General features: G+C 58.2%; 16 protein-coding genes. 4 read left to right on the top strand and 12 right to left on the bottom strand.

Annotated elements, in window-relative coordinates:
- Window positions 1-159 precede the first annotated feature (159 nt).
- From lpdA to sdhC, 7 genes are all read right to left on the bottom strand, one after another.
- Complete coding sequence (gene lpdA / locus AC1RP7_RS19610) at window positions 160-1,596, bottom strand: dihydrolipoyl dehydrogenase (RefSeq protein ID WP_007998079.1); 1,437 nt, start codon at window positions 1,594-1,596, stop codon at window positions 160-162.
- A 98-nt stretch (window positions 1,597-1,694) separates the two neighbouring features.
- Window positions 1,695-2,915, bottom strand: coding sequence for a 2-oxoglutarate dehydrogenase complex dihydrolipoyllysine-residue succinyltransferase (gene odhB, locus AC1RP7_RS19605; protein ID WP_056721685.1), 1,221 nt, complete (start codon window positions 2,913-2,915; stop codon window positions 1,695-1,697).
- A 42-nt stretch (window positions 2,916-2,957) separates the two neighbouring features.
- Window positions 2,958-5,789: a 2-oxoglutarate dehydrogenase E1 component gene (locus tag AC1RP7_RS19600; RefSeq protein ID WP_090453893.1), complete on the bottom strand. Its 2,832-nt coding sequence runs from the start codon at window positions 5,787-5,789 to the stop codon at window positions 2,958-2,960.
- Between the two features lie 253 nt (window positions 5,790-6,042).
- Window positions 6,043-6,747 carry a succinate dehydrogenase iron-sulfur subunit gene (locus AC1RP7_RS19595; RefSeq protein WP_008063297.1) on the bottom strand — a complete coding sequence of 235 codons (705 nt, stop codon included), beginning with the start codon at window positions 6,745-6,747 and terminating at the stop codon, window positions 6,043-6,045.
- An 11-nt stretch (window positions 6,748-6,758) separates the two neighbouring features.
- Window positions 6,759-8,531: a succinate dehydrogenase flavoprotein subunit gene (gene sdhA / locus AC1RP7_RS19590; RefSeq protein ID WP_057715828.1), complete on the bottom strand. Its 1,773-nt coding sequence runs from the start codon at window positions 8,529-8,531 to the stop codon at window positions 6,759-6,761.
- Window positions 8,532-8,534: 3 nt separating this feature from the next.
- Window positions 8,535-8,903 (bottom strand): succinate dehydrogenase, hydrophobic membrane anchor protein, encoded by a 369-nt coding sequence (gene sdhD, locus AC1RP7_RS19585; protein ID WP_008049683.1) that lies wholly within the window; start codon window positions 8,901-8,903, stop codon window positions 8,535-8,537.
- Window positions 8,897-9,271: a succinate dehydrogenase, cytochrome b556 subunit gene (sdhC, locus tag AC1RP7_RS19580; RefSeq protein WP_057715829.1), complete on the bottom strand. Its 375-nt coding sequence runs from the start codon at window positions 9,269-9,271 to the stop codon at window positions 8,897-8,899. The genes sdhD and sdhC overlap by 7 nt, the downstream gene beginning before the upstream one ends.
- A 364-nt stretch (window positions 9,272-9,635) precedes the next feature.
- On the opposite strand from sdhC, the gene gltA reads away from it, so the two are divergent.
- Window positions 9,636-10,925: a citrate synthase gene (gltA, locus tag AC1RP7_RS19575; protein WP_007977501.1), complete on the top strand. Its 1,290-nt coding sequence runs from the start codon at window positions 9,636-9,638 to the stop codon at window positions 10,923-10,925.
- Window positions 10,926-11,931: 1,006 nt separating this feature from the next.
- On the opposite strand, the gene AC1RP7_RS19570 is transcribed toward gltA, so the two are convergent.
- The 3 genes from AC1RP7_RS19570 to AC1RP7_RS19560 all read right to left on the bottom strand — a co-directional run bounded on the left by AC1RP7_RS19570 (window position 11,932) and on the right by AC1RP7_RS19560 (window position 14,991).
- Window positions 11,932-13,590, bottom strand: coding sequence for a cation acetate symporter (locus tag AC1RP7_RS19570; protein WP_150814891.1), 1,659 nt, complete (start codon window positions 13,588-13,590; stop codon window positions 11,932-11,934).
- Window positions 13,587-13,898: a DUF485 domain-containing protein gene (locus AC1RP7_RS19565; protein ID WP_102669691.1), complete on the bottom strand. Its 312-nt coding sequence runs from the start codon at window positions 13,896-13,898 to the stop codon at window positions 13,587-13,589. Before AC1RP7_RS19565 ends, AC1RP7_RS19570 begins: the two co-directional genes overlap by 4 nt.
- A 241-nt stretch (window positions 13,899-14,139) precedes the next feature.
- Entirely contained in the window at window positions 14,140-14,991 is an 852-nt protein-coding gene (locus AC1RP7_RS19560) for a glycine betaine ABC transporter substrate-binding protein (protein WP_493181703.1), read from the bottom strand.
- Between the two features lie 289 nt (window positions 14,992-15,280).
- Here AC1RP7_RS19560 and AC1RP7_RS19555 point away from each other — a divergent pair, with 289 nt between their 5' ends.
- Window positions 15,281-16,876 carry a glycoside hydrolase family 17 protein gene (locus AC1RP7_RS19555; RefSeq protein ID WP_493181701.1) on the top strand — a complete coding sequence of 532 codons (1,596 nt, stop codon included), beginning with the start codon at window positions 15,281-15,283 and terminating at the stop codon, window positions 16,874-16,876.
- 55 nt (window positions 16,877-16,931) lie between these two features.
- Here AC1RP7_RS19555 and AC1RP7_RS19550 read toward each other — a convergent pair whose 3' ends face one another.
- Together AC1RP7_RS19550 and AC1RP7_RS19545 are read right to left on the bottom strand one after the other, a co-directional pair.
- On the bottom strand, window positions 16,932-17,984 hold the full coding sequence (locus tag AC1RP7_RS19550; RefSeq protein ID WP_340315094.1) for an RHS repeat-associated core domain-containing protein: 1,053 nt from the start codon (window positions 17,982-17,984) through the stop codon (window positions 16,932-16,934).
- Between the two features lie 227 nt (window positions 17,985-18,211).
- A complete protein-coding gene (locus tag AC1RP7_RS19545; RefSeq protein ID WP_057715835.1) occupies window positions 18,212-18,580 on the bottom strand; it encodes a hypothetical protein in 369 nt (122 codons plus the stop codon).
- 225 nt (window positions 18,581-18,805) lie between these two features.
- Here AC1RP7_RS19545 and AC1RP7_RS19540 point away from each other — a divergent pair, with 225 nt between their 5' ends.
- Both AC1RP7_RS19540 and AC1RP7_RS19535 read left to right on the top strand, forming a co-directional pair.
- Window positions 18,806-20,104, top strand: a complete 1,299-nt coding sequence (locus AC1RP7_RS19540; protein ID WP_057715836.1) for a serine/threonine protein kinase — start codon at window positions 18,806-18,808, stop codon at window positions 20,102-20,104.
- Window positions 20,097-20,885, top strand: a complete 789-nt coding sequence (locus tag AC1RP7_RS19535; protein WP_057715837.1) for an MlaA family lipoprotein — start codon at window positions 20,097-20,099, stop codon at window positions 20,883-20,885. The genes AC1RP7_RS19540 and AC1RP7_RS19535 overlap by 8 nt, the downstream gene beginning before the upstream one ends.
- The last annotated feature ends 78 nt before the right edge of the window (window positions 20,886-20,963 follow it).

Below are 20,963 nucleotides of genomic sequence, written 5' to 3'. Positions count from 1 at the left end.
GCTGCACTCATTCAAGTGCCGCACCACCTGTGACTGCTGCTTGCATAGCCTTTCCGGATACCCGGTGCAGCTATGCAAGACTGCGTCCAGCGGATATTCCGCGGTGAGTCTTGCATGCAAGGCTCACGACGGGCCATTCCGCCGTGGTTTCTTATTGTCTTAACGCTTCTTGCGGTTGGCGATGTGGATGGCGCCGCCATTCACTGCCAAAGCAGCTTCGTGCAAGGCTTCAGACAGGGTCGGATGGGAGAAAACCATCATGCCCAGGTCTTCAGCGCTGGTGCCGAATTCCATACCGATCGCGCCCTGCTGAACCAGTTCCGCAGCGCTCGGGCCAATCACGTGGACGCCCAATACGCGGTCTGTCTTGGCATCTGCGATGACCTTGACGAAACCACCGGTGTCGTTGGCAGCCATGGCACGGCCAGAGGCTGCGAACGGGAAGGTGCCGACGTTAACTTCAACGCCTTCAGCTTTCAAGGCCTGCTCGGTTTTACCGACCCACGCGATTTCCGGGTGAGTATAAATAACCGAAGGGATCAGATCATAGTTCATCTGGGCCTTGTGGCCCTTGATGCGCTCGACAACCATGATGCCCTCTTCCGAGGCCTTGTGCGCCAGCATCATGCCGCGAACCACGTCGCCGATGGCGTAAACGCCCGGTACGGTGGTGGCGCAGTGATCGTCAACGTGCACGAAACCGCGCTCGTCCAGGGTCACGCCGCAGTCGGCAGCCAACAGATCAGTGGTCACCGGACGGCGACCAACGGCTACGATCAACTTGTCGAAAGTGATGTTCTGTTCGCCCTTGGCATCGGTGTAGTTCACCACGACTTCGTCGCCGTTCACTTTGGAACCGGTAACGCGAGCGCCCAGCTTGATGTCCAGACCCTGTTTGGTCAGGGTTTTCAGCGCTTCCTTGGAAACAGCGGTGTCCGCTGCCATCAGGAAGGTGTCCAGGGCTTCCAGGACAGTCACTTCTGCACCCAGACGCGACCAGACCGAACCCAGTTCCAGACCGATCACGCCAGCGCCGATCACGCCCAGACGCTTGGGTACGGATTGGAATTCCAGAGCGCCAGTCGAATCGACGATCACATTCTGGTCAACCGGAGCTGGCGGAATGTCGATCGGACGCGAACCTGGAGCCAGGATGACGTTTTCGGCTTCGATGATTTCTACCGAGCCATCAGGCTTGGTGACTTCAACTTTCTTGCCGGCCAGCAGCTTGCCGTGACCCTGGATCGAGGTCACACCGTTGGCTTTGAACAGGGTCGCAACGCCGGAGGTCAGGCCTTTGACGATGTTGGCTTTACGGCCGACCATCGCTGGCACGTCCATGGTCACGCCAGCGTGATTGATACCGTGGATCGCGAAACCGTCCTGGGCTTCGTGGAATTTCCACGAACTGTCCAGCAGGGCCTTGGATGGAATGCAGCCGACGTTCAGGCAGGTACCGCCCAGAGCCAGTTTGCCTTCCTTGTCGGTGTACTTCTCGATGCAGGCAGTCGAAAGACCAAGCTGAGCGGCCTTGATGGCAGCCACATAGCCGCCAGGGCCAGCGCCGATCACTACTACGTCAAATTTCTGCGACATTCAAAAAATCCTCTTTAGCGAAAAGCTTCAAGCCGCGAGCGGCAAGCCAGGCTGCGGGTTTTCCGACAGCCCGGGCTTGCAGCTCATGGCTGCTTCTATCAGATATCCAGCAACAGACGAGCCGGATCTTCCAGCAGGTTCTTGATGGTCACCAGGAAGGTCACAGCTTCTTTGCCATCGATCAGACGGTGATCGTAGGACAGTGCCAGGTACATCATCGGACGGATAACGACCTGGCCGTTGATGGCCATCGGACGCTGGATGATGTTGTGCATGCCCAGGATGGCTGCTTGTGGCGGGTTGACGATCGGGGTCGACATCATCGAACCGAAAGTACCACCGTTGGTGATGGTGAAAGTACCACCGGTCATTTCGTCCATCGACAGTTTGCCGTCACGGGCTTTCTTGCCGAAGGTGGCGATGCCGCCTTCGATTTCAGCCAGGCTCATCAGTTCGGCGTTACGCAGAACCGGTACAACCAGGCCGCGATCGCTGGAAACTGCAACGCCGACGTCAGCGTAGCCGTGGTAAACGATGTCGCCGCCATCGATCGACGCGTTGACAGCCGGGAAGCGTTTCAACGCTTCGGTGGCTGCTTTCACGAAGAACGACATGAAGCCCAGGCGCACGCCGTTGTGGGACTTCTCGAACAGGTCCTTGTACTTCGAACGCAGCGCCATGACTTCGGTCATGTCGACTTCGTTGAAGGTGGTCAGCATCGCCATGTTCGATTGAGCTTCAACCAGACGCTTGGCCACGGTGGCACGTACGCGGGTCATCGGTACGCGCTTCTCGATGCGATCGCCTGCAGCGAATACCGGAGCGGCGGCGGCAGGTGCAGCAGCCTTGGCAGGCGCGGCAGCCGGAGCGGCTTTCTTGGCTTCGACAGCGGCAACCACGTCTTCCTTGGTTACACGACCATCTTTGCCGGTGCCTTTGACGGAAGCCAGGTTGATGCCGTTTTCTTCGGCCAGCTTGCGAGCAGCTGGAGCCGCGATAGCGTCTTCGTCAGCGCCGGCAGCTGGAGCAGCGGCAGCAGCGGCCGGAGCAGCAGCGGCAGCCGGAGCGGCAGCAGCAGCGCCGCCTTCAACGATGGAGCCCAGAACTTCGTCGGACAGAACGGTTTCGCCTTCGTTCTTGACGATAGCGCCCAGCACGCCGTCAGCGGTAGCCAGCACTTCCAGCACGACTTTGTCGGTTTCGATGTCGACGATCAGTTCGTCGCGCTTGACCGCGTCGCCCGGTTGTTTGTGCCAGGTGGCAACGGTGCCATCGGCAACCGATTCCGGAAAAGTGGGGGCTTTGATCTCGATAGCCATTGTCTGTGGTTCCTTAAATTCGGTTTCAGGTGCGCGAAGGCGTTAAACAGTAAAGGCGTCTTGCAGCAGTTGTTCCTGCTGTTCGGCGTGCATCGATGCGTAACCGCATGCAGGTGCAGCAGAAGCCTCACGGCCCGCGTACTCGAGTACGAGAGACTTGTTGAGGTTGCTGATGCTGCGACGCATGTGGTGTTGGCTGCAGTACCACGCACCCTGGTTCATCGGCTCTTCCTGACACCAGACGGCATGCTTGACGTTGGTATAAGGAGCCAGGACTTCTTTCAAGTCGTCCTCAGGGAATGGGTACAGCTGCTCGATACGCACGACAGCGATGTCGTCACGACCTTCGGCACGGCGTTTTTCCAGCAGGTCGTAGTAGACCTTGCCGCTACACAGAACAACGCGCTCGACCTTTTTCGGGTCTTGGGCATCGATTTCCGGGATAACGGTCTGGAACGAACCTTCGGCCAGATCTTCCAGCGTCGAGATGGCCAGCTTGTGGCGCAACAGCGACTTCGGAGTCAGGACTACCAGTGGCTTGCGCAGCGGGCGGATCACCTGACGGCGCAGCAAGTGGTAGATCTGAGCCGGCGTCGTCGGCATGCACACCTGAATGTTGTGCTCGGCGCACAACTGCAGGTAACGCTCCAGACGAGCCGAGGAGTGCTCCGGACCCTGACCTTCATAACCGTGCGGCAGCAGCATGGTCAGACCGCACAGGCGGCCCCACTTGTGCTCGCCACTGGTGATGAACTGGTCGATAACTACCTGGGCGCCGTTGGCGAAGTCGCCGAACTGGGCTTCCCAGATAACCAGGGCATTCGGCGTGGTGGTCGAGTAACCGTACTCGAACGCCAATACCGCTTCTTCGGACAGGAACGAGTCGTACAGGTCGAAGCGTGGCTGACCGTCGTACAGGTTCTGCAGCGGGATGTAGGTGCCCGCGTCCTTCTGGTTGTGCAGGACAGCATGGCGGTGCGAGAACGTGCCGCGGCCGATGTCCTGGCCAGTCATGCGAATCGGGTGACCTTCGAACGCCAGGGTCGCGTACGCCATGGTTTCGGCGTAACCCCAGTTGATCGGCAGGCCGCCGGCTTGCATCTTCTGGCGGTCTTCGTAGATCTTGGCAACCTGGCGCTGAACCACGAAGCCTTCCGGGATTTCCAGCAGCTTGGCGGACAGTTCCTGCAAGGTCTTGAGGTCGAAGCGAGTGTCGTGACGCGCGGTCCAGGCGTGGCCCAGATACGGACGCCAGTCCACGAACAACTCTTTGTTCGGCTCTTTGACCAGGCTTTTGACCACGTGCAGACCGTTGTCCAGCGCGTTGCGGTACTCGTCGACTTTCGCCTTGACACGCTCAGCATCCAGCACACCGGCCTGAGTCAGACGATCGGCATACAGCTCACGGGTGGTGCGCTGCTTGGTGATCTGCTGATACATCAGAGGCTGGGTGCCGCTTGGCTCGTCGGCCTCGTTGTGGCCGCGACGACGGTAGCAGACCAGGTCGATCACCACGTCACGCTTGAACTGCATGCGGTAGTCGATGGCCAGCTGGGTCACGAACAATACGGCTTCCGGATCATCACCATTCACATGGAGGATCGGCGCCTGGATCATTTTCGCAACGTCGGTCGCGTACTCGGTGGAACGCGAGTCCAGCGGGTTGCTGATGGTGAAACCGACCTGGTTGTTGATCACGATGTGCACGGTACCGCCGGTCTTGAAACCGCGGGTCTGCGACATCTGGAAGGTTTCCATGACCACGCCTTGACCGGCGAATGCAGCGTCACCGTGGATGGAGATCGGCAGAACCTTCTCACCGGTCGGGTCGTTGCGACGATCCTGACGGGCGCGAACCGAACCCTCGACCACCGGGGAAACGATTTCCAGGTGGGACGGGTTGAACGCCATGGCCAGGTGAACTTCACCGCCGGTGGTCATCACGTTGGACGAGAAGCCCTGGTGGTATTTCACGTCACCGGAACCCAGCTCGACCTTCTTCTTGCCTTCGAACTCGTCGAACAGCTCGCGCGGGTTCTTGCCGAAGGTGTTGACCAGCACGTTCAGACGACCACGGTGGGCCATGCCGATGACGATTTCCTTGGTGCCGTAGGAACCGGAACGCTGGATCAGCTCGTCGAGCATCGGAATCAGGCTTTCGCCGCCTTCCAGACCGAAACGCTTGGTACCCGGGTATTTGGTGCCCAGGTATTTTTCCAGGCCTTCGCCGGCGGTCACGCGCTCGAGCAGGTGGCTCTTGATGTCGGCGGAGTACGTCGGACGACCGCGCACGCTTTCCAGACGCTGCTGGAACCACTGGCGCTGCTCGGAATCGGTGATGTGCGTGAATTCAGCGCCGATGGTGCGGCAATATGTCTGCTGCAACGCTTCGTGAATTTCGCGTAGGCTCGCTTCCTCTTTGCCGATGAACAGGTCGCCGGCACGGAAGGTCGTATCAAGATCGGCATTGGTCAAGCCGTAATGATTGATCGACAGGTCTGCAGGTGCAGGACGCTGCCACAGCCCCAGCGGGTCAAGCTGGGCTGCCTGGTGGCCACGCATACGGTAGGCCTGGATCAATCGCAGCACTTCAACTTGCTTCTTCTCGTGCTCACTGCTCACGCTGCCGGCGGAAACCGGTTGGGCGCGGCGCTGGTTCTTTGCCAGCAAGACGAAATGATCGCGAATTGTGGAGTGCGAAACATCGGTGGCAGAGTTGCCGTCAGCAGGCAACTTCTGGAAGTAGGTGCGCCACTCTTCTGGCACAGCGTTAGGGTCGTGCAGGTAGAGCTCGTAAAGCTCTTCCACATAGGCAGCGTTACTACCGGATAGGTAGGCGCTGTTCCACATGCGCTGCATCACGCTTTCTTGCATGCTTGGTCACCCTCGGTTAGGGGAACACCATCGATGTCGACACCGAGCAAACTTGCAGAAGTCCGAATGCAGCGACCAAAACAAGCCACTAGGATCACACTGATAGTCCGGGTACCAGCCCGGATGCCCCTGCTTGTCTCATTTCTTCAAAATAAGAGCCGCAGCCTTTTAAGCTGCTGCTCAGGTTAAAACTACGGCGCCGGTTGAAGCCTGCGCCGTAGCATCTACGGGTACAGCGGGTACAGCAGCTGAATCACACGCCGCTTGAGAGCAACATGTTACGGATGTGACCGATGGCCTTAGTCGGGTTCAGGCCTTTCGGACATACGTTGACGCAGTTCATGATCCCGCGGCAGCGGAATACGCTGAACGGGTCATCCAGCGAAGCCAGACGCTCGGACGTCTTGGTGTCACGGCTGTCTGCCAGGAAGCGGTACGCTTGCAGCAGGGCAGCTGGACCCAGGAACTTGTCCGGGTTCCACCAGAAGGACGGGCAGGAAGTCGAGCAGCAAGCGCACAGGATGCACTCGTACAGACCGTCCAGCTTTTCACGCTCTTCAGGGGACTGCAGGCGCTCGATGGCCGGAGCCGGCGTGTCGTTCTGCAGGTATGGCTTAACCTTTTCGTATTGCTTGTAGAAGATGCTCATATCGACGACCAGGTCACGGATAACCGGCAAACCTGGCAGAGGACGAACGATCAACTTGTTACCTTTTACGACCGCAGACAGCGGCGTGACGCACGCCAGGCCGTTTTTGCCGTTGATGTTCATGCCGTCGGAACCGCAAACACCTTCACGGCAAGAGCGACGATAGGAGAAACCCTCGTCCTGCTCTTTGATCAGGGCCAGCACGTCCAGCACCATCAGGTCTTTACCACCGGTATCAACCTGGAATTCCTGCATGAACGGCGCGGCGTCCTGATCAGGGTTGTAACGATAAACGCTGACTTGCAACATGGCGGCCACCCTTAATAAGTCCGAATCTTAGGTTCAAAAGTCGGAACAGTCTTCGGCGAGAAGTTCACGGCACGCTTGGTCACGCGCTTGTCACCCGGGAAGTAAAGGGTGTGGCACAGCCAGTTTTCGTCGTCACGATCTTCGAAGTCTTCACGGGCGTGAGCACCACGGGACTCTTTACGTACTTCTGCAGCGATGGCGGTGGCTTCGGCCACTTCCAGCAGGTTCTGCAGTTCCAGAGCTTCGATACGTGCAGTGTTGAACGCCTGCGACTTATCGTTGATCTTCACGTTGGCGATGCGCTTGCGCAGGTCAGCCAGCTGGGCAATACCCTTCTGCATGTATTCGCCGGTACGGAATACACCGAAGTAGTTCTGCATGCAGTTTTGCAGCTCGCGACGCAGGGTTGCCACGTCTTCGCCTTCGGTACGCTCGTTCAGGGCGGACAGGCGCGCCAGGGCAGCCTGGATGTCGGCGTCGGTGGCTTCGTCGTATTCGATACCGTCGGTCAGCGCCTTTTCCAGGTGCAGGCCGGCAGCACGGCCGAATACCACCAGGTCGAGCAGCGAGTTGCCGCCCAGACGGTTGGCACCGTGAACCGATACGCAAGCCACTTCACCTACAGCGAACAGACCAGGAATGATCTCGTCCACGCCTTCGGCGTTCTGGGTGATTGCCTGGCCATGAATGTTGGTGGCAACGCCGCCCATCATATAGTGGCAGGTCGGAACAACCGGAACCGGAGCAACAACCGGGTCAACGTGCGCAAAAGTCTTCGACAGTTCGCAGATGCCTGGCAGACGGCTGTGCAGCACTTCTTCGCCCAGGTGGTCGAGCTTGAGCATCACGTGGTCGCCGTTCGGACCGCAACCGTTGCCGGCGATGATCTCTTTAACCATCGAACGGGCAACAACGTCACGACCGGCAAGGTCTTTGGCGTTCGGAGCATAACGTTCCATGAAACGCTCGCCGTGCTTGTTGATCAGGTATCCACCTTCACCACGGCAACCTTCTGTAACCAGTACACCCGCGCCGGCGATACCGGTCGGGTGGAACTGCCACATTTCGATGTCTTGTACCGGTACGCCAGCACGCAGCGCCATGCCAACGCCGTCACCGGTGTTGATCAGGGCGTTAGTGGTCGAAGCGTAGATACGACCTGCACCGCCGGTAGCCAGTACGGTGGCCTTGGCGCGGATGTAGGTGGTTTCGCCGGTTTCGATGCAGATGGCGATCACGCCGACGAACTCGCCTTCGCCGTTCTTCACCAGATCGACAGCGTAGTACTCGTTCAGGAACACGGTACCGGCTTTCAGGTTGCCCTGATAAAGGGTGTGCAGCAGAGCGTGACCGGTACGGTCGGACGCAGCGCAAGTACGCGCAGCCTGGCCGCCTTTACCGTAGTCCTTGGACTGACCGCCGAATGGACGCTGGTAGATACGACCTTGCTCGGTACGCGAGAATGGCATACCCATGTGGTCCAGCTCGTAAACGGCAGCCGGGCCTTCCTGACACATGTATTCGATAGCGTCCTGGTCACCGATGTAGTCGGAACCCTTGACGGTATCGTACATGTGCCAGCGCCAGTCATCGTTCGGGTCAGCGGACGCGATCGCGCAGGTGATGCCGCCCTGGGCGGATACAGTGTGCGAACGGGTCGGGAAAACCTTGGTGATCACGGCAGTCTTGTGACCGCCCTGTGCCAGTTGCAGCGCTGCGCGCATGCCGGCACCGCCACCACCAATAATGATGGCGTCGAAAGAAATCGTTGGAATGTTAGCCATGACTCAGATACCCCAGAGAATCTGCACGCCCCAGACGAAGTAAGCGAACATCGCAACGCCGCAGACTGCCTGGAAAAGGAAACGTATAGCGGTCGCGGACTTGCCGAACGCCATTGGCGTCAGGTAGTCGGTCGCGATGGTCCACATGCCGACCCAGGCGTGAGCGCCGAGGGCAACAAGGGCCAGGAGGCTGAAAATACGCATTCCGTTATGGGCGAACAGTTCATGCCACTGGGCGTACTCGAGGCCAGGGTTGGCCACGATGTATCCGATCAGGAAGATGAAGTAAGCCGCGAGAACGACCGCAGACACACGTTGCGCCATCCAGTCATAGAGGCCCGAACGCGACAGGTTCGTGACGTTAGTTACCATATCCAAACTCCTGCCAGAACGATTACCACCACGGAAACGGCGATAACGATTTTCGAGCCCAGCTTGCCGCCTTCCAGCGTCTCACCGATGCCCATGTCCATCATCAAATGGCGCACACCGGCTACCAGGTGATAAAGCAGAGCGGACAGGATGCCCCATGTCACTAGCTTGGCTAGCGGACTGGTCAGACACGCTTTCACCTGACCGAAGCCTTCCTCGGAGCTCAGCGACTTGTCCAATGCGTAAAGCATGATGGCAAGGCACACGAAGAGGATGACACCGGAGATTCGGTGAAGGATGGACGTGTAAGCAGTGACTGGGAGTTTGATGGTCCTTAGGTCTAGGTTTACAGGTCGTTGGCTTTTCACGGCTTTTTTTTCACACTGAAGAGCCCCTAACAATCAGGGCAAAGTTGTTGGGGAGTGCACTGGTCAGGTAACCACCACCCAGGGATGCGACCCCCAATGAAAGCAAGCCCAAAAGCCCTTGGCGGTCGGTGGCCGAGTATAGACAGTTAGGCTACTAATGACAACGCAAACACCTAACCCAAACAGCTGATTGCGCAACTGACATAAAAGGCGTAAATGGCAGCCAATTTCGAGAAAAAAGTCCGGTTAAAGCCTTCTGGAGCAAGACTTTAGGCAAATTGACATTCGAATTTATCTCACTATAGTGGTGCGGGCCCTGCGTGGGGGGTCTGTCTGATGATTTCAAGCATAAATAGGAGGCCACATGGCTGACAAAAAAGCGCAGTTGATCATCGAGGGCGCAGCCCCCGTCGAGCTGCCCATTTTAACCGGCACCGTTGGTCCCGATGTTATCGATGTTCGGGGCCTGACGGCCACGGGCCGTTTCACCTTTGACCCTGGCTTCATGTCGACCGCCTCGTGCGAGTCGAAGATCACCTATATCGACGGCGACAACGGCATTCTGCTGCACCGCGGCTACCCGATCGAACAGCTGGCTGAAAAGTCGGACTATCTGGAAACCTGCTATCTGCTGCTCAACGGCGAACTGCCGACCGCAGAACAGAAGGCCCAGTTCGTCAGCACCGTGAAGAACCACACCATGGTTCACGAGCAGCTGAAGACCTTCTTCAACGGCTTCCGTCGCGACGCCCACCCGATGGCCGTCATGTGCGGCGTAGTCGGCGCCCTCTCGGCGTTCTACCACGACTCCCTGGACATCAATAACCCGCAGCATCGCGAAATCTCCGCGATCCGCCTGGTTGCCAAGATGCCGACCCTGGCCGCGATGGTTTACAAGTACTCCATGGGCCAACCCATGATGTACCCGCGCAACGACCTGTCGTACGCGGAAAACTTCCTGCACATGATGTTCAACACCCCGTGCGAGATCAAACCGATCAGCCCGGTACTCGCCAAGGCCATGGACCGGATCTTCATCCTCCATGCCGACCACGAGCAGAACGCCTCGACGTCCACCGTGCGCCTGGCGGGTTCTTCGGGCGCCAACCCGTTCGCCTGTATCGCCGCCGGTATCGCTGCACTGTGGGGCCCTGCCCACGGTGGTGCGAACGAAGCCGTACTGACCATGCTCGATGAAATCGGCGATGTTTCGAACATCGACAAGTTCATCGCCAAGGCCAAGGACAAGAACGATCCGTTCAAACTGATGGGCTTCGGTCACCGCGTTTACAAAAACCGCGACCCGCGCGCCACGGTCATGAAGCAGACCTGCGACGAAGTATTGAAGGAACTGGGCATCCAGAACGATCCGCAACTCGAACTGGCCATGCGCCTGGAAGAGATCGCCCTGACCGACCCGTACTTCATCGAACGCTCGCTGTACCCGAACGTCGATTTCTACTCGGGGATCATCCTCAAGGCGATCGGCATTCCAACCAGCATGTTCACCGTGATCTTCGCCCTGGCGCGGACCGTCGGCTGGATCTCCCACTGGAAAGAGATGCTCTCCAGCCCGTACAAGATCGGCCGTCCGCGCCAGTTGTACACCGGCTACGAGTCGCGTGACATCACCAAGCTGGAAGACCGCAAGTAAGATCTGTCTTGCTGTAGCGTGTTGAGTTGTACCGGGAACGGCCTCTGCTTTTTATATAAAGAGCAGGAGGCCGTTTTTGTTTGTGCGCTTTGGTCGGGTACGTATCCATTATTTAGGTAACGGCGGCTTATGGTTCCGCTCTTACAGCGGGTCACTTTGAAAAGCGCAAAGTAACCAAACGCTCTTGCCCCTGACATTCGGTGCCTCGCCCAGGCTCGGCATGCCCTCGCTCCGGTCCTGCTCCGTGGGCCCGCCGCCATCGGCCATCCATGGCCGGGGGCGGCTAACCCGGCATCCATGCCGGGTTGCCCACTGCGCAGAACCTGCACTCGGCCTCACGAGGGGGCGTACACCGCAACAGCACCCGAGGCGGCCTACCGGCCGGCCTGGTTGCTGGTTGAGCTCGCTGCAGAATTTCGATCGGCCGACAGGTCGCCATCGCGAGCAAGCTCGCTCCCACAGAAGAGCAGAGCAAAAGCAGGGCCGCGTACCCCCACGCTCTTCACCACTCATCAGGCCGAGCGTTAGCTCGCCTGCAGCTCTTGATCTTGATCCACCCGCCCCCTCGGCAGGCTGAGCGGAGGTGTTCATCCGGGGATTGGCGCGCAGCGCCGTTCGACGCAGTCGAACTCATTGCATGTAGGTCGAAGCGAAGCCGACCGGAGGGCAATGCCCCCGGATGAATACCGGAGCGAAGGAACGCCGAGCCTCAGCGAGGGGCCGTACGTTCGGGGCGAGCGTTTTTTTGGTTACTTTTTTTTAGGCGCTTGTAAAAAAAGTGACTCGCCGTAAGGGCGAAACCATAAGTCGCCGTTACCGCAGGAATGGATATGTACCCCCTCAAAAAACACTCCAACTGACACAAAGTCTTCGCGAGCAGACTCGCTCCTACAGTAAAACGGGCAAATCCAAAAAACCGGGTCGATTACCGCCCAATAAAAAAATGCCCCGATCTCTCGATCGGGGCATTTCTGCTTAACCAACTTACACAAACAATCTCGAAGCCTTAGTGCGAAACCGCCCCACTCGCCCCCAACCCCGTCTGCGAACGAACAAACTGCGGGAAGAACAACGCCCGCTCATTATCCGCAGCAGTCGACTTGTCAGTGATCGAGAAGAACCAGATCCCCACAAACGCAATGATCATCGAGAACAACGCCGGGTATTCATACGGGAAGATAGCCTTCTCGTGATGCAGGATCTGCACCCAGATGGTTGGCCCGAGGACCATCAGACCTACGGCACTGACCAGACCCAGCCAACCACCAATCATCGCACCACGCGTGGTCAGCTTCTTCCAGTACATGGAAAGCAGCAGCACCGGGAAGTTACAGCTCGCTGCGATGGAGAACGCCAGGCCCACCATGAACGCGATGTTCTGGCTTTCGAACAGAATGCCCAGACCGATCGCCAACACCGCCAGCGCGATGGTGGTGATTTTCGAGACGCGAATCTCGTCCTTCTCGTTGGCCTTGCCCTTCTTGATCACGCTGGCATACAGGTCGTGGGACACCGCCGAAGCACCGGCCAGGGTCAGGCCGGCAACCACTGCCAGAATGGTCGCAAACGCTACTGCCGAGATGAAGCCCAGGAAGATACTGCCGCCAACCGCGTTGGCCAGGTGCACCGCCGCCATGTTGTTACCGCCCAGCAAGGCGCCAGCAGCGTCTTTGAAAGCCGGGTTGGTGCTGACCAGCAGGATCGCGCCGAAGCCGATGATGAAGGTCAGGATGTAGAAGTAGCCAATGAAACCGGTTGCGTACAACACGCTCTTGCGAGCTTCCTTTGCGTCACTCACGGTGAAGAAGCGCATCAGGATGTGTGGCAGGCCAGCGGTACCGAACATCAGCGCCAGACCGAGGGAGAACGCCGAGATCGGATCTTTCACCAGGCCGCCAGGGCTCATGATCGCATCAGCTTTCGGGTGGACCTTGATAGCCTCGGAGAACAGCATGTTGAAGTCGAAGTTGACGTGCTTCATCACCATCAGCGCCATGAAGGAAGCGCCGGACAGCAGCAGGACAGCCTTGATGATTTGCACCCAGGTGGTCGCCAGCATGCCGCCGAACAACACGTAAAGGCACATCAGAATACCGACCAGGATCACCGCAACGTGGTAATCGAGACCGAACAGCAGTTGGATCAGCTTGCCGGCACCGACCATTTGCGCGATCAGGTAGAACGCCACCACCACCAGCGAACCGCAAGCGGACAGCGAGCGGATCTGGGTTTGCCCCAGGCGATAGGACGCCACGTCGGCAAAGGTGTATTTGCCCAGGTTACGCAGACGCTCGGCGATCAGGAACAGAATGATCGGCCAGCCCACCAGGAAGCCGATCGAGTAGATCAGGCCGTCGTAGCCAGAGGTGAACACCAGCGCGGAAATACCCAGGAAGGACGCAGCCGACATGTAGTCACCGGCAATCGCCAGACCGTTCTGGAAACCGGTGATCTTGCCGCCAGCGGCGTAGTAGTCGGCTGCCGAATTATTACGCTTGGAAGCCCAGTAGGTGATGCACAGGGTGGCACCGACGAAGGCGACAAACATCACGATCGCGGACACGTTAAGCGGTTGCTTCTGCACGGCACCGGTCAGGGCGTCAGCCGCCCAGGCGCCAGGTGCGAAAGCTGCGATGCTCAAAAGAGCCATTAGACGGCGGATCATTGCTGAGCCTCCTTGAGAATCGCATTGTTCAGGTCGTCGAACTCGCCGTTGGCGCGTCGTACGTAGATACCGGTCAGGATGAAAGCCGAAACGATCAGCCCGATACCGATCGGTATGCCCCAGGTAATCGAGGACTCAGGGCTGATTTTCGCCCCCAGCACCTGCGGCCCGTAGGCAATCAGAAGGATGAATCCGGAGTAAAGCCCTAGCATGATCGCCGAAAGAATCCAGGCGAATCGTTCCCTCTTGCTAACCAGCTCCTTGAAGCGCGGGCTGTTTTGAATCGAGAGGTAAATGCTGTCGTTCATTGTTTTTATCCTCGCAGCACAGATTTAGTTGGAACGGTATCCACTCTATGCGGCTGCGGGGCAGGTTCCAGACGACCTTAGTCTTAGAACCCCATGGGGGTTTTCGCCAAATTTCAGTACGCCATACACAAGTGTGGGAGCGGGCTTGCTCGCGAAGAGGCCATAACATTCAACATTATTGTTGACTGTTACACCGCTTTCGCGAGCAAGCCCGCTCCCACAATTTAAAGCGAGGTGCCTGTTATTTAGTCCAGTCAGCCACACGCTCAGGGTGTTTGGCGATCCAACCCTTCGCCGCGGCTTCAGGTTTGGCACCATCCTGAATCGCCAACATCACCTGGCCGATTTCATCCTTGGATTCCCACTGGAAGTTCTTCAGGAACTTGGCCACTTCCGGCGCCTTGGCTTCCAGACCCTTGCTGCCGATGCTGTTCACGGTTTCAGCCGCGCCGTACACGCCTTTCGGGTCTTCGAGGAAGCGCAGTTTCCACTTGGCGAACATCCAGTGCGGTACCCACCCGGTGACCGCGATGGATTCGTTCTTCTTCTCGGCACGGGTCAGCTCGGCGATCATGCCGGCGCCAGAACTGGCCTTGAGTTGATAACCGGTCAGGTCGTAGTCCTTGATCGCCTGATCGGTCTTGAGCATCACGCCTGAACCGGCGTCGATGCCGACAATGCGGTTCTTGAAGGTGTCATCGGTCTTGAGGTCGTCAATGGACTTGGCCTTGACGTACTCCGGCACGATCAGGCCGATTTTCGCGTCCTTGAAGTTCGGGCCGTAGTCGACGACCTGATCCTTGTTCTTCGTCCAGTACTCACCGTGGGTCACCGGCAGCCAGGCCGACAGCATGGCGTCGAGTTTGCCAGTGGCCACGCCCTGCCACATGATCCCGGTAGCGACGGCTTGCAGCTTCACGTCATAACCGAGTTTCTGCCTGATCACTTCAGCCGCCACGTTGGTCGTGGCGACACTGTCCGACCAACCGTCGACATAACCGAGCGTCACGTCCTTGCCGGCGGCGCTCGCCACGGCCGAACTGATCGCCAGCACCAAAGCCGCACCTGCGCCCAAGAGTCGTCGCATCTTCATCGTTACTTCCCCGAAAGTGCTGCGCTCGACGGATGCCGAGTCGCTTAAACGTATTGTTATGGTGCACAGCGCCCCCATCACGCCCACCGCAAACTCGTTCGAACATCAGCGGAGTACTGACACTTGCGATAATCAACCTGACGCTCATGGCGACCTGCTCTGCCAGCGACCTCAAGCCATCGAGAAACGACATCAGAAAGCCATTAATCCTCAGTGCAACTGACCCCCCCCTGCCAATCCGCTCGAACTTTGCATGTCAAAATCATGCAGGCCACCAAGCACGCGGTAAATGCAGGTAACATGCGCCGCTTTGCTCCCACACGGCCTGACCATGTCCGCGACATCCCGCTTTCCTTTTGCTGCTTATCTATTCGCTTGCCTGCTGGGGCTGTTTGCCCTCGGTGGCTTCTGGTACGGCCTCGGCAAACCGGTGATGTTACCGGACGTCGCCAGCGCGACGCACAAGCTGCAATGCGCCTCCTACACGCCGTTCGACAAGGATCAATCGCCGTTCGACCAGCCATTCAAATTGCGTCCGGAGCGCATGGACGCCGACCTCGCACTGCTGGCGACCCGTTTCGAATGCATCCGCACCTATTCCATGACCGGCCTCGAAGCCCTGCCGGACCTGGCGCGCAAGCATGGCTTGAAGCTGATGATCGGTGCCTGGGTCAACAGCAACCCGGTGGACACCGAGAAAGAAGTCGACCTGCTGATCGCCTCGGCCAATGCCAACCCGGACGTGGTGAGCGCAGTGATCGTCGGCAACGAAACCCTGCTGCGCAAGGAAGTCACTGGCGCGCAATTGGCGAAGCTGATCAACAAGGTCAAGAGCCAGGTCAAACAACCTGTCACCTACGCCGACGTCTGGGAGTTCTGGCTCAACCATCCGGAAATTGCCCCCGCCGTGGACTTCCTGACCATTCACTTGCTGCCCTACTGGGAAGATGATCCGTCGAACATCGACGCAGCCCTGCAGCATGTGGCCGACGTACGCCAGGTGTTCGGCAACAAATTCGCGCCCAAGGATGTGCTGATCGGCGAAACCGGCTGGCCAAGCGAAGGTCGCCAGCGCGAAACGGCCCTGCCGAGCCGGGTCAACGAAGCCAAGTTCATTCGCGGCTTTGTCGCCATGGCCGAGCAACAGGGTTGGCACTACAACCTGATCGAAGCCTTCGACCAGCCCTGGAAACGCGCCAGTGAAGGTGCGGTCGGTGGATACTGGGGCTTGTTCGACGCCGATCGCCAGGACAAGGGCGTGCTGGCGGGGCCCGTGACAAACGTACCGTACTGGTCGCAGTGGCTGGCGGTGGGCGGCTTGATCTTCATCGGCACCTTGCTGCTCGGTGGTCGGGGCCGCACGACGCGGTCGGCACTGGTGCTGCCCCTGCTCGGTGCCTTGGCTGCGTGTTCGATTGGCGCCTGGGGCGACCTGGCACGGGTGACCACGCGCTTTACCAGTGAATGGCTATGGGTCGGATTGCTGACCGCCCTGAATCTGCTGGTGCTGGCCCATGCCGCGCTGACATTGAGCCCTCGCAACGGTTGGCGCGGGCGGGCTTTCAACCTGCTTGAGCGCCGGGCTGGCTGGCTGGTTGCAACGACAGGTTTCGCGGCAGCCGTGATGATGCTGGAACTGGTGCTCGATCCGCGTTATCGCAGCTTCCCGAGTGTCGCGTTCATCGTGCCGGTACTGGTCTATCTGTGCCGCCCGGTGAACGTGCCGCGCCGCGAGATTGCGTTGCTGACCTTCATCATCGGTGCCGGCATTGCACCGCAGCTGTACCGTGAAGGTTTGCAGAACCAGCAGGCCTGGGGTTGGGCGCTGGTGAGTGTGTTGATGGTGGCTGCGTTGTGGCGGTGTTTGCGGATTCGTGGGAAATAACCACCACATGTAACGCTGATCGAGGTAATCGGACCCGATCTCTATTGGGTCCGATCTAATTCGACCGGATGTACTCCACCAGTTTTAGAGTACTCGATTTACTATCGGGATACTTTTTGATGTAATCACCTGTCGCCACCAATAAATTTACATCAGCCTGACGAAGCCGCTCTATAACCTGAGGGTTCTGCGATAGTGCATATTGTTTCTGCACCTCAGGAAAGTTTCGATATCCATCCTGCGCAAACAAATCTTGCTCACTGAAACCGTTGGACCTTGCAAACCTGGCAATCGTTGGCGGCTCGGCTGCTTTTCTGGCCAATCGATATTCAGCACCGACGTTGTACAGTTTGGCTTCATCAACAAGTGCCGCTGACTCCTTCACTATCACTCTATGCTTTTCTGGGTTTGATCTCGAAAGCCCCTTCATCGCAGACTCTGTAGCAGAGTACGGACCGGGGGTTTTCTTAAAACTACCTACCACTGCTTTTTTCACTGCAACGCCGCCCTTCCAGGCTTGGCGCAGAGCCGCAACGGGCGATGAGACCAATTGGTTGATTCCCCGCGCCAACATCGGAAACTCCCCTTTCGGGTCAATCAAATTAACTGGGTCCCCCAAACAATACACATACGCATTCACCCCACCCTTCCCAAACGGACTCAAACTGTCCGGACTGTTAAACCTCATCAACACTGGGTTAAAGGCACGATACCCATTCCCTAGCAAGTAATGCCCGGTCACCGGATCGCGCCGCTCGCTATTGAAGCCCAGAAGGCTGGTCAAACCATCTTCAGGTGAGCGGTGACCATAAGGGGAATAAACCGGCTGCTGATGTTGACCAGCGGATACCGAATGCAGAACCGAACGTTGCAAATCCGTGGCCAACAATACGGACTCGATCGCCCCCACCAGTCGCTGTTGCTGCGCCAATGGTTGCCCCTCGTGCTCAAGCATCGAGTGCCGTACTTGCCCTTGCATCTCAGTGGCTAAACGGCTTTTTCGGTAAAAGCGTTGAATGTCCGGTTGATCCAGCGGGGCACAATTGGTAACCCGATCCAGCGGGTCATAGTGATAGTGGCACAATAATGTGCCTTGCTGGGCGGTCATGGCGGCATCCGTTTCATATCCGGTGTTCGGATGATTAGATTCGGAGTTATCGGGAGGGCTGTCTACTATCAGAACTGTTAGGTATGGCGTGAAGCCGATCTGTGCTCAGCGTCTGTAAATGCCTCATCGCGAGCAAGCTAGCTCCCACAATTGATCTTTGTCGCACACAAATTTTGTGTTCACTGAAGATCTACTGTGGGAGCTAGCTTGCTCGCGAAGACGGACTTTTAAGCGCTACGGGAAGCCCTGACCAACCGCAACCCCGCAATCACCACCGCAAACACTGCCAGCGTGGTGTTGTACAACGCCAGTGCCGGAAAACCGAACACCAGCGCCAGCACCGCCAGCCACCAGCCTGCCCGCCCCGGCACGACAAAGCCGATGATCGCCGCGCCCAGCGCAGCCCAGCCCAGCACCCCGAAATGGATCATCAGCCCCAGGTTCGAACGTACCAGGCATTCCCAACGATTCGCTTCATCCACACAAATGCCAACCCACTGCGCATCCTCCATGAAGCCATAGCGCGCGCCATAACTGGCGGCCAGCCATAAAGGCAGCAAAACAAGCAGCAGAATCACGGGCAAGCGGCGAGACATGAAACACTCCAATTGGCGAAAAGCGGCGGCCAGCTTAATCGCCCTTAAGCGTTTCGCAAGCGATAACAACTGTTAACTGGTCTTTCAATCGCTGCAAAGTGTATCGTCCAGCTACTATTACTTCGAAATTAAGCCTGTTTGGTGCCGAGGGTTGGCACTTTGGCGCAAATCTGGTGGTCATAGCCTGCGAAATTCATTCGGTACCTTCCTCTAAGGGATTTAGTCATGCTCCGTTCCTTGCGCTTCGCTGCCCTGTTCGGCGGCCTTATATTGAGTGCGTCCGCACTGGCGGCCGACATTGACGCCGCCAGCTATGGCTACCCCCTGACCAACCCGTTCGAGGCGACCATCGCGACCACACCGCCGGACCTGCGTCCGGAGTTACCCCTGGACGAAGACATCGATCAGACGGTGCGCAGTGTCACCTTGCGTCCGGAACGGGCGTTCGAATTGCCGAACAACTTCTGGGCGGTCAAGACGCTCGATTACCGCATTGCCACACAGGATCACGCCGCACCGCTGATGTTCCTGATCGCCGGCACCGGCGCGCGCTATGACAGCACCCTGAACGAATACCTGAAGAAGCTCTATTACAAAGCCGGCTACCACGTGGTGCAGTTGTCATCGCCCACCAGCTATGACTTCATGAGCGCGGCATCACGCTTCGCCACGCCGGGTGTTTCCAAGGAAGACGCCGAAGATCTGTACCGGGTGATGCAGGCCGTACGGGCACAGAATCCGAAAGTGCCGGTCACCGATTACTACCTGACCGGGTACAGCCTGGGTGCACTGGATGCCGCTTTCGTCTCTCACCTGGACGAAACCCGCCGCAGCTTCAACTTCAAGAAAGTCCTGCTGCTCAACCCGCCGGTCAACCTCTACACCTCGATCACCAACCTCGACAAGCTGGTCCAGACCGAGGTCAAGGGCATCAACACCAGCACCACATTCTATGAACTGGTACTGGACAAGCTGACCCGCTACTTCCAGCAAAAGGGCTACATCGACCTCAATGACGCCCTGCTCTACGACTTCCAGCAGTCCAAGCAGCACCTGACCAACGAGCAGATGGCCATGTTGATCGGCACCTCGTTCCGCTTTTCGGCGGCCGATATCGCCTTCACTTCGGACCTGGTCAACCGTCGCGGCCTGATCACCCCACCCAAGTTCCCGATCACCGAGGGCACCAGCCTCACGCCATTCCTCAAGCGTGCGCTGCAATGCGACTTCGACTGCTACATCACCGAACAAGTGATCCCGATGTGGCGCGCCCGCACCGACGGCGGCAGCCTGCTGCAACTGATTGACCAGGTGAGCCTGTATGCACTGAAGGACTACCTGCACGAAAGCCCGAAAATCGCGGTCATGCACAACGCCGATGACGTAATCCTCGGTCCTGGCGACCTGGGCTTCCTGCGCAAGACCTTCGGTGATCGCCTGACCGTTTACCCGTATGGCGGCCACTGCGGCAACATTAACTACCGCGTCAACAGCGACGCCATGCTGGAGTTTTTCCGTGGCTAAATATCTCCTGCTTTTCGCAGCGTTACTCTGTGCAGGCGTCGCCAATGCCGACAACAGCAAAGCCAATGCCCCCGTGGTCGTCGACAGCGATGGCTTCAAGGAGCCGCTGAGCAAACTCAAATTCAACCCGGGCCTGGATCAGCGCGAGTTCGAGCGTTCGACGCTCAACGCGCTGGCCGTCTACGATCCGCTGGAAGAGTGGAACCGGCGCGTCTATCACTTCAACTACCGCTTCGACCAATGGGTGTTCCTGCCGGTGGTCAATGGTTACCGCTACGTTACCCCGAGCTTCCTGCGCACCGGTGTCAGCAACTTCTTCAACAACCTCGGCGACGTGCCGAACCTGATGAACAGCCTGCTGCAACTCAAGGGCCAGCGCTCACTGGAAACCACCGGGCGACTGCTGCTCAACACCACCATCGGCATCGCCGGCCTGTGGGACCCGGCCACCGCCATGGGCCTGCCGCGTCAGAGCGAAGACTTCGGCCAGACTTTAGGCTTCTACGGCGTGCCGGGCGGCGCTTACTTCGTCCTGCCGATCCTCGGTCCGTCGAACCTGCGTGACACCGGCGGCCTGCTGGTGGATTACTCGGCCGAGAATGCGATCAACTTCCTCAACGTGGCCGAAGTCAGCTCCAACCATCCGGAAGTCGTGATCCTGCGCGGCATCGACAAGCGCCACCAGACCGGCTTCCGCTATGGTCAGATGAACTCGCCATTCGAGTACGAGAAAGTGCGTTACGTGTACACCGAAGCGCGCAAGTTGCAGGTTGCCGAGTAAACAAGCCCCCCAAAAAACACTGTGGGAGCGAGCTTGCTCGCGATGAGGCCGTTACATTCAACATTGATGTTGACTGTT

It is taken from the genome of Pseudomonas sp. GW822-FHT01E03, assembly GCF_058802985.1.
Note: the sequence above shows the minus strand (reverse complement) of the source record. Positions and strands in the feature narration are given on the sequence as shown.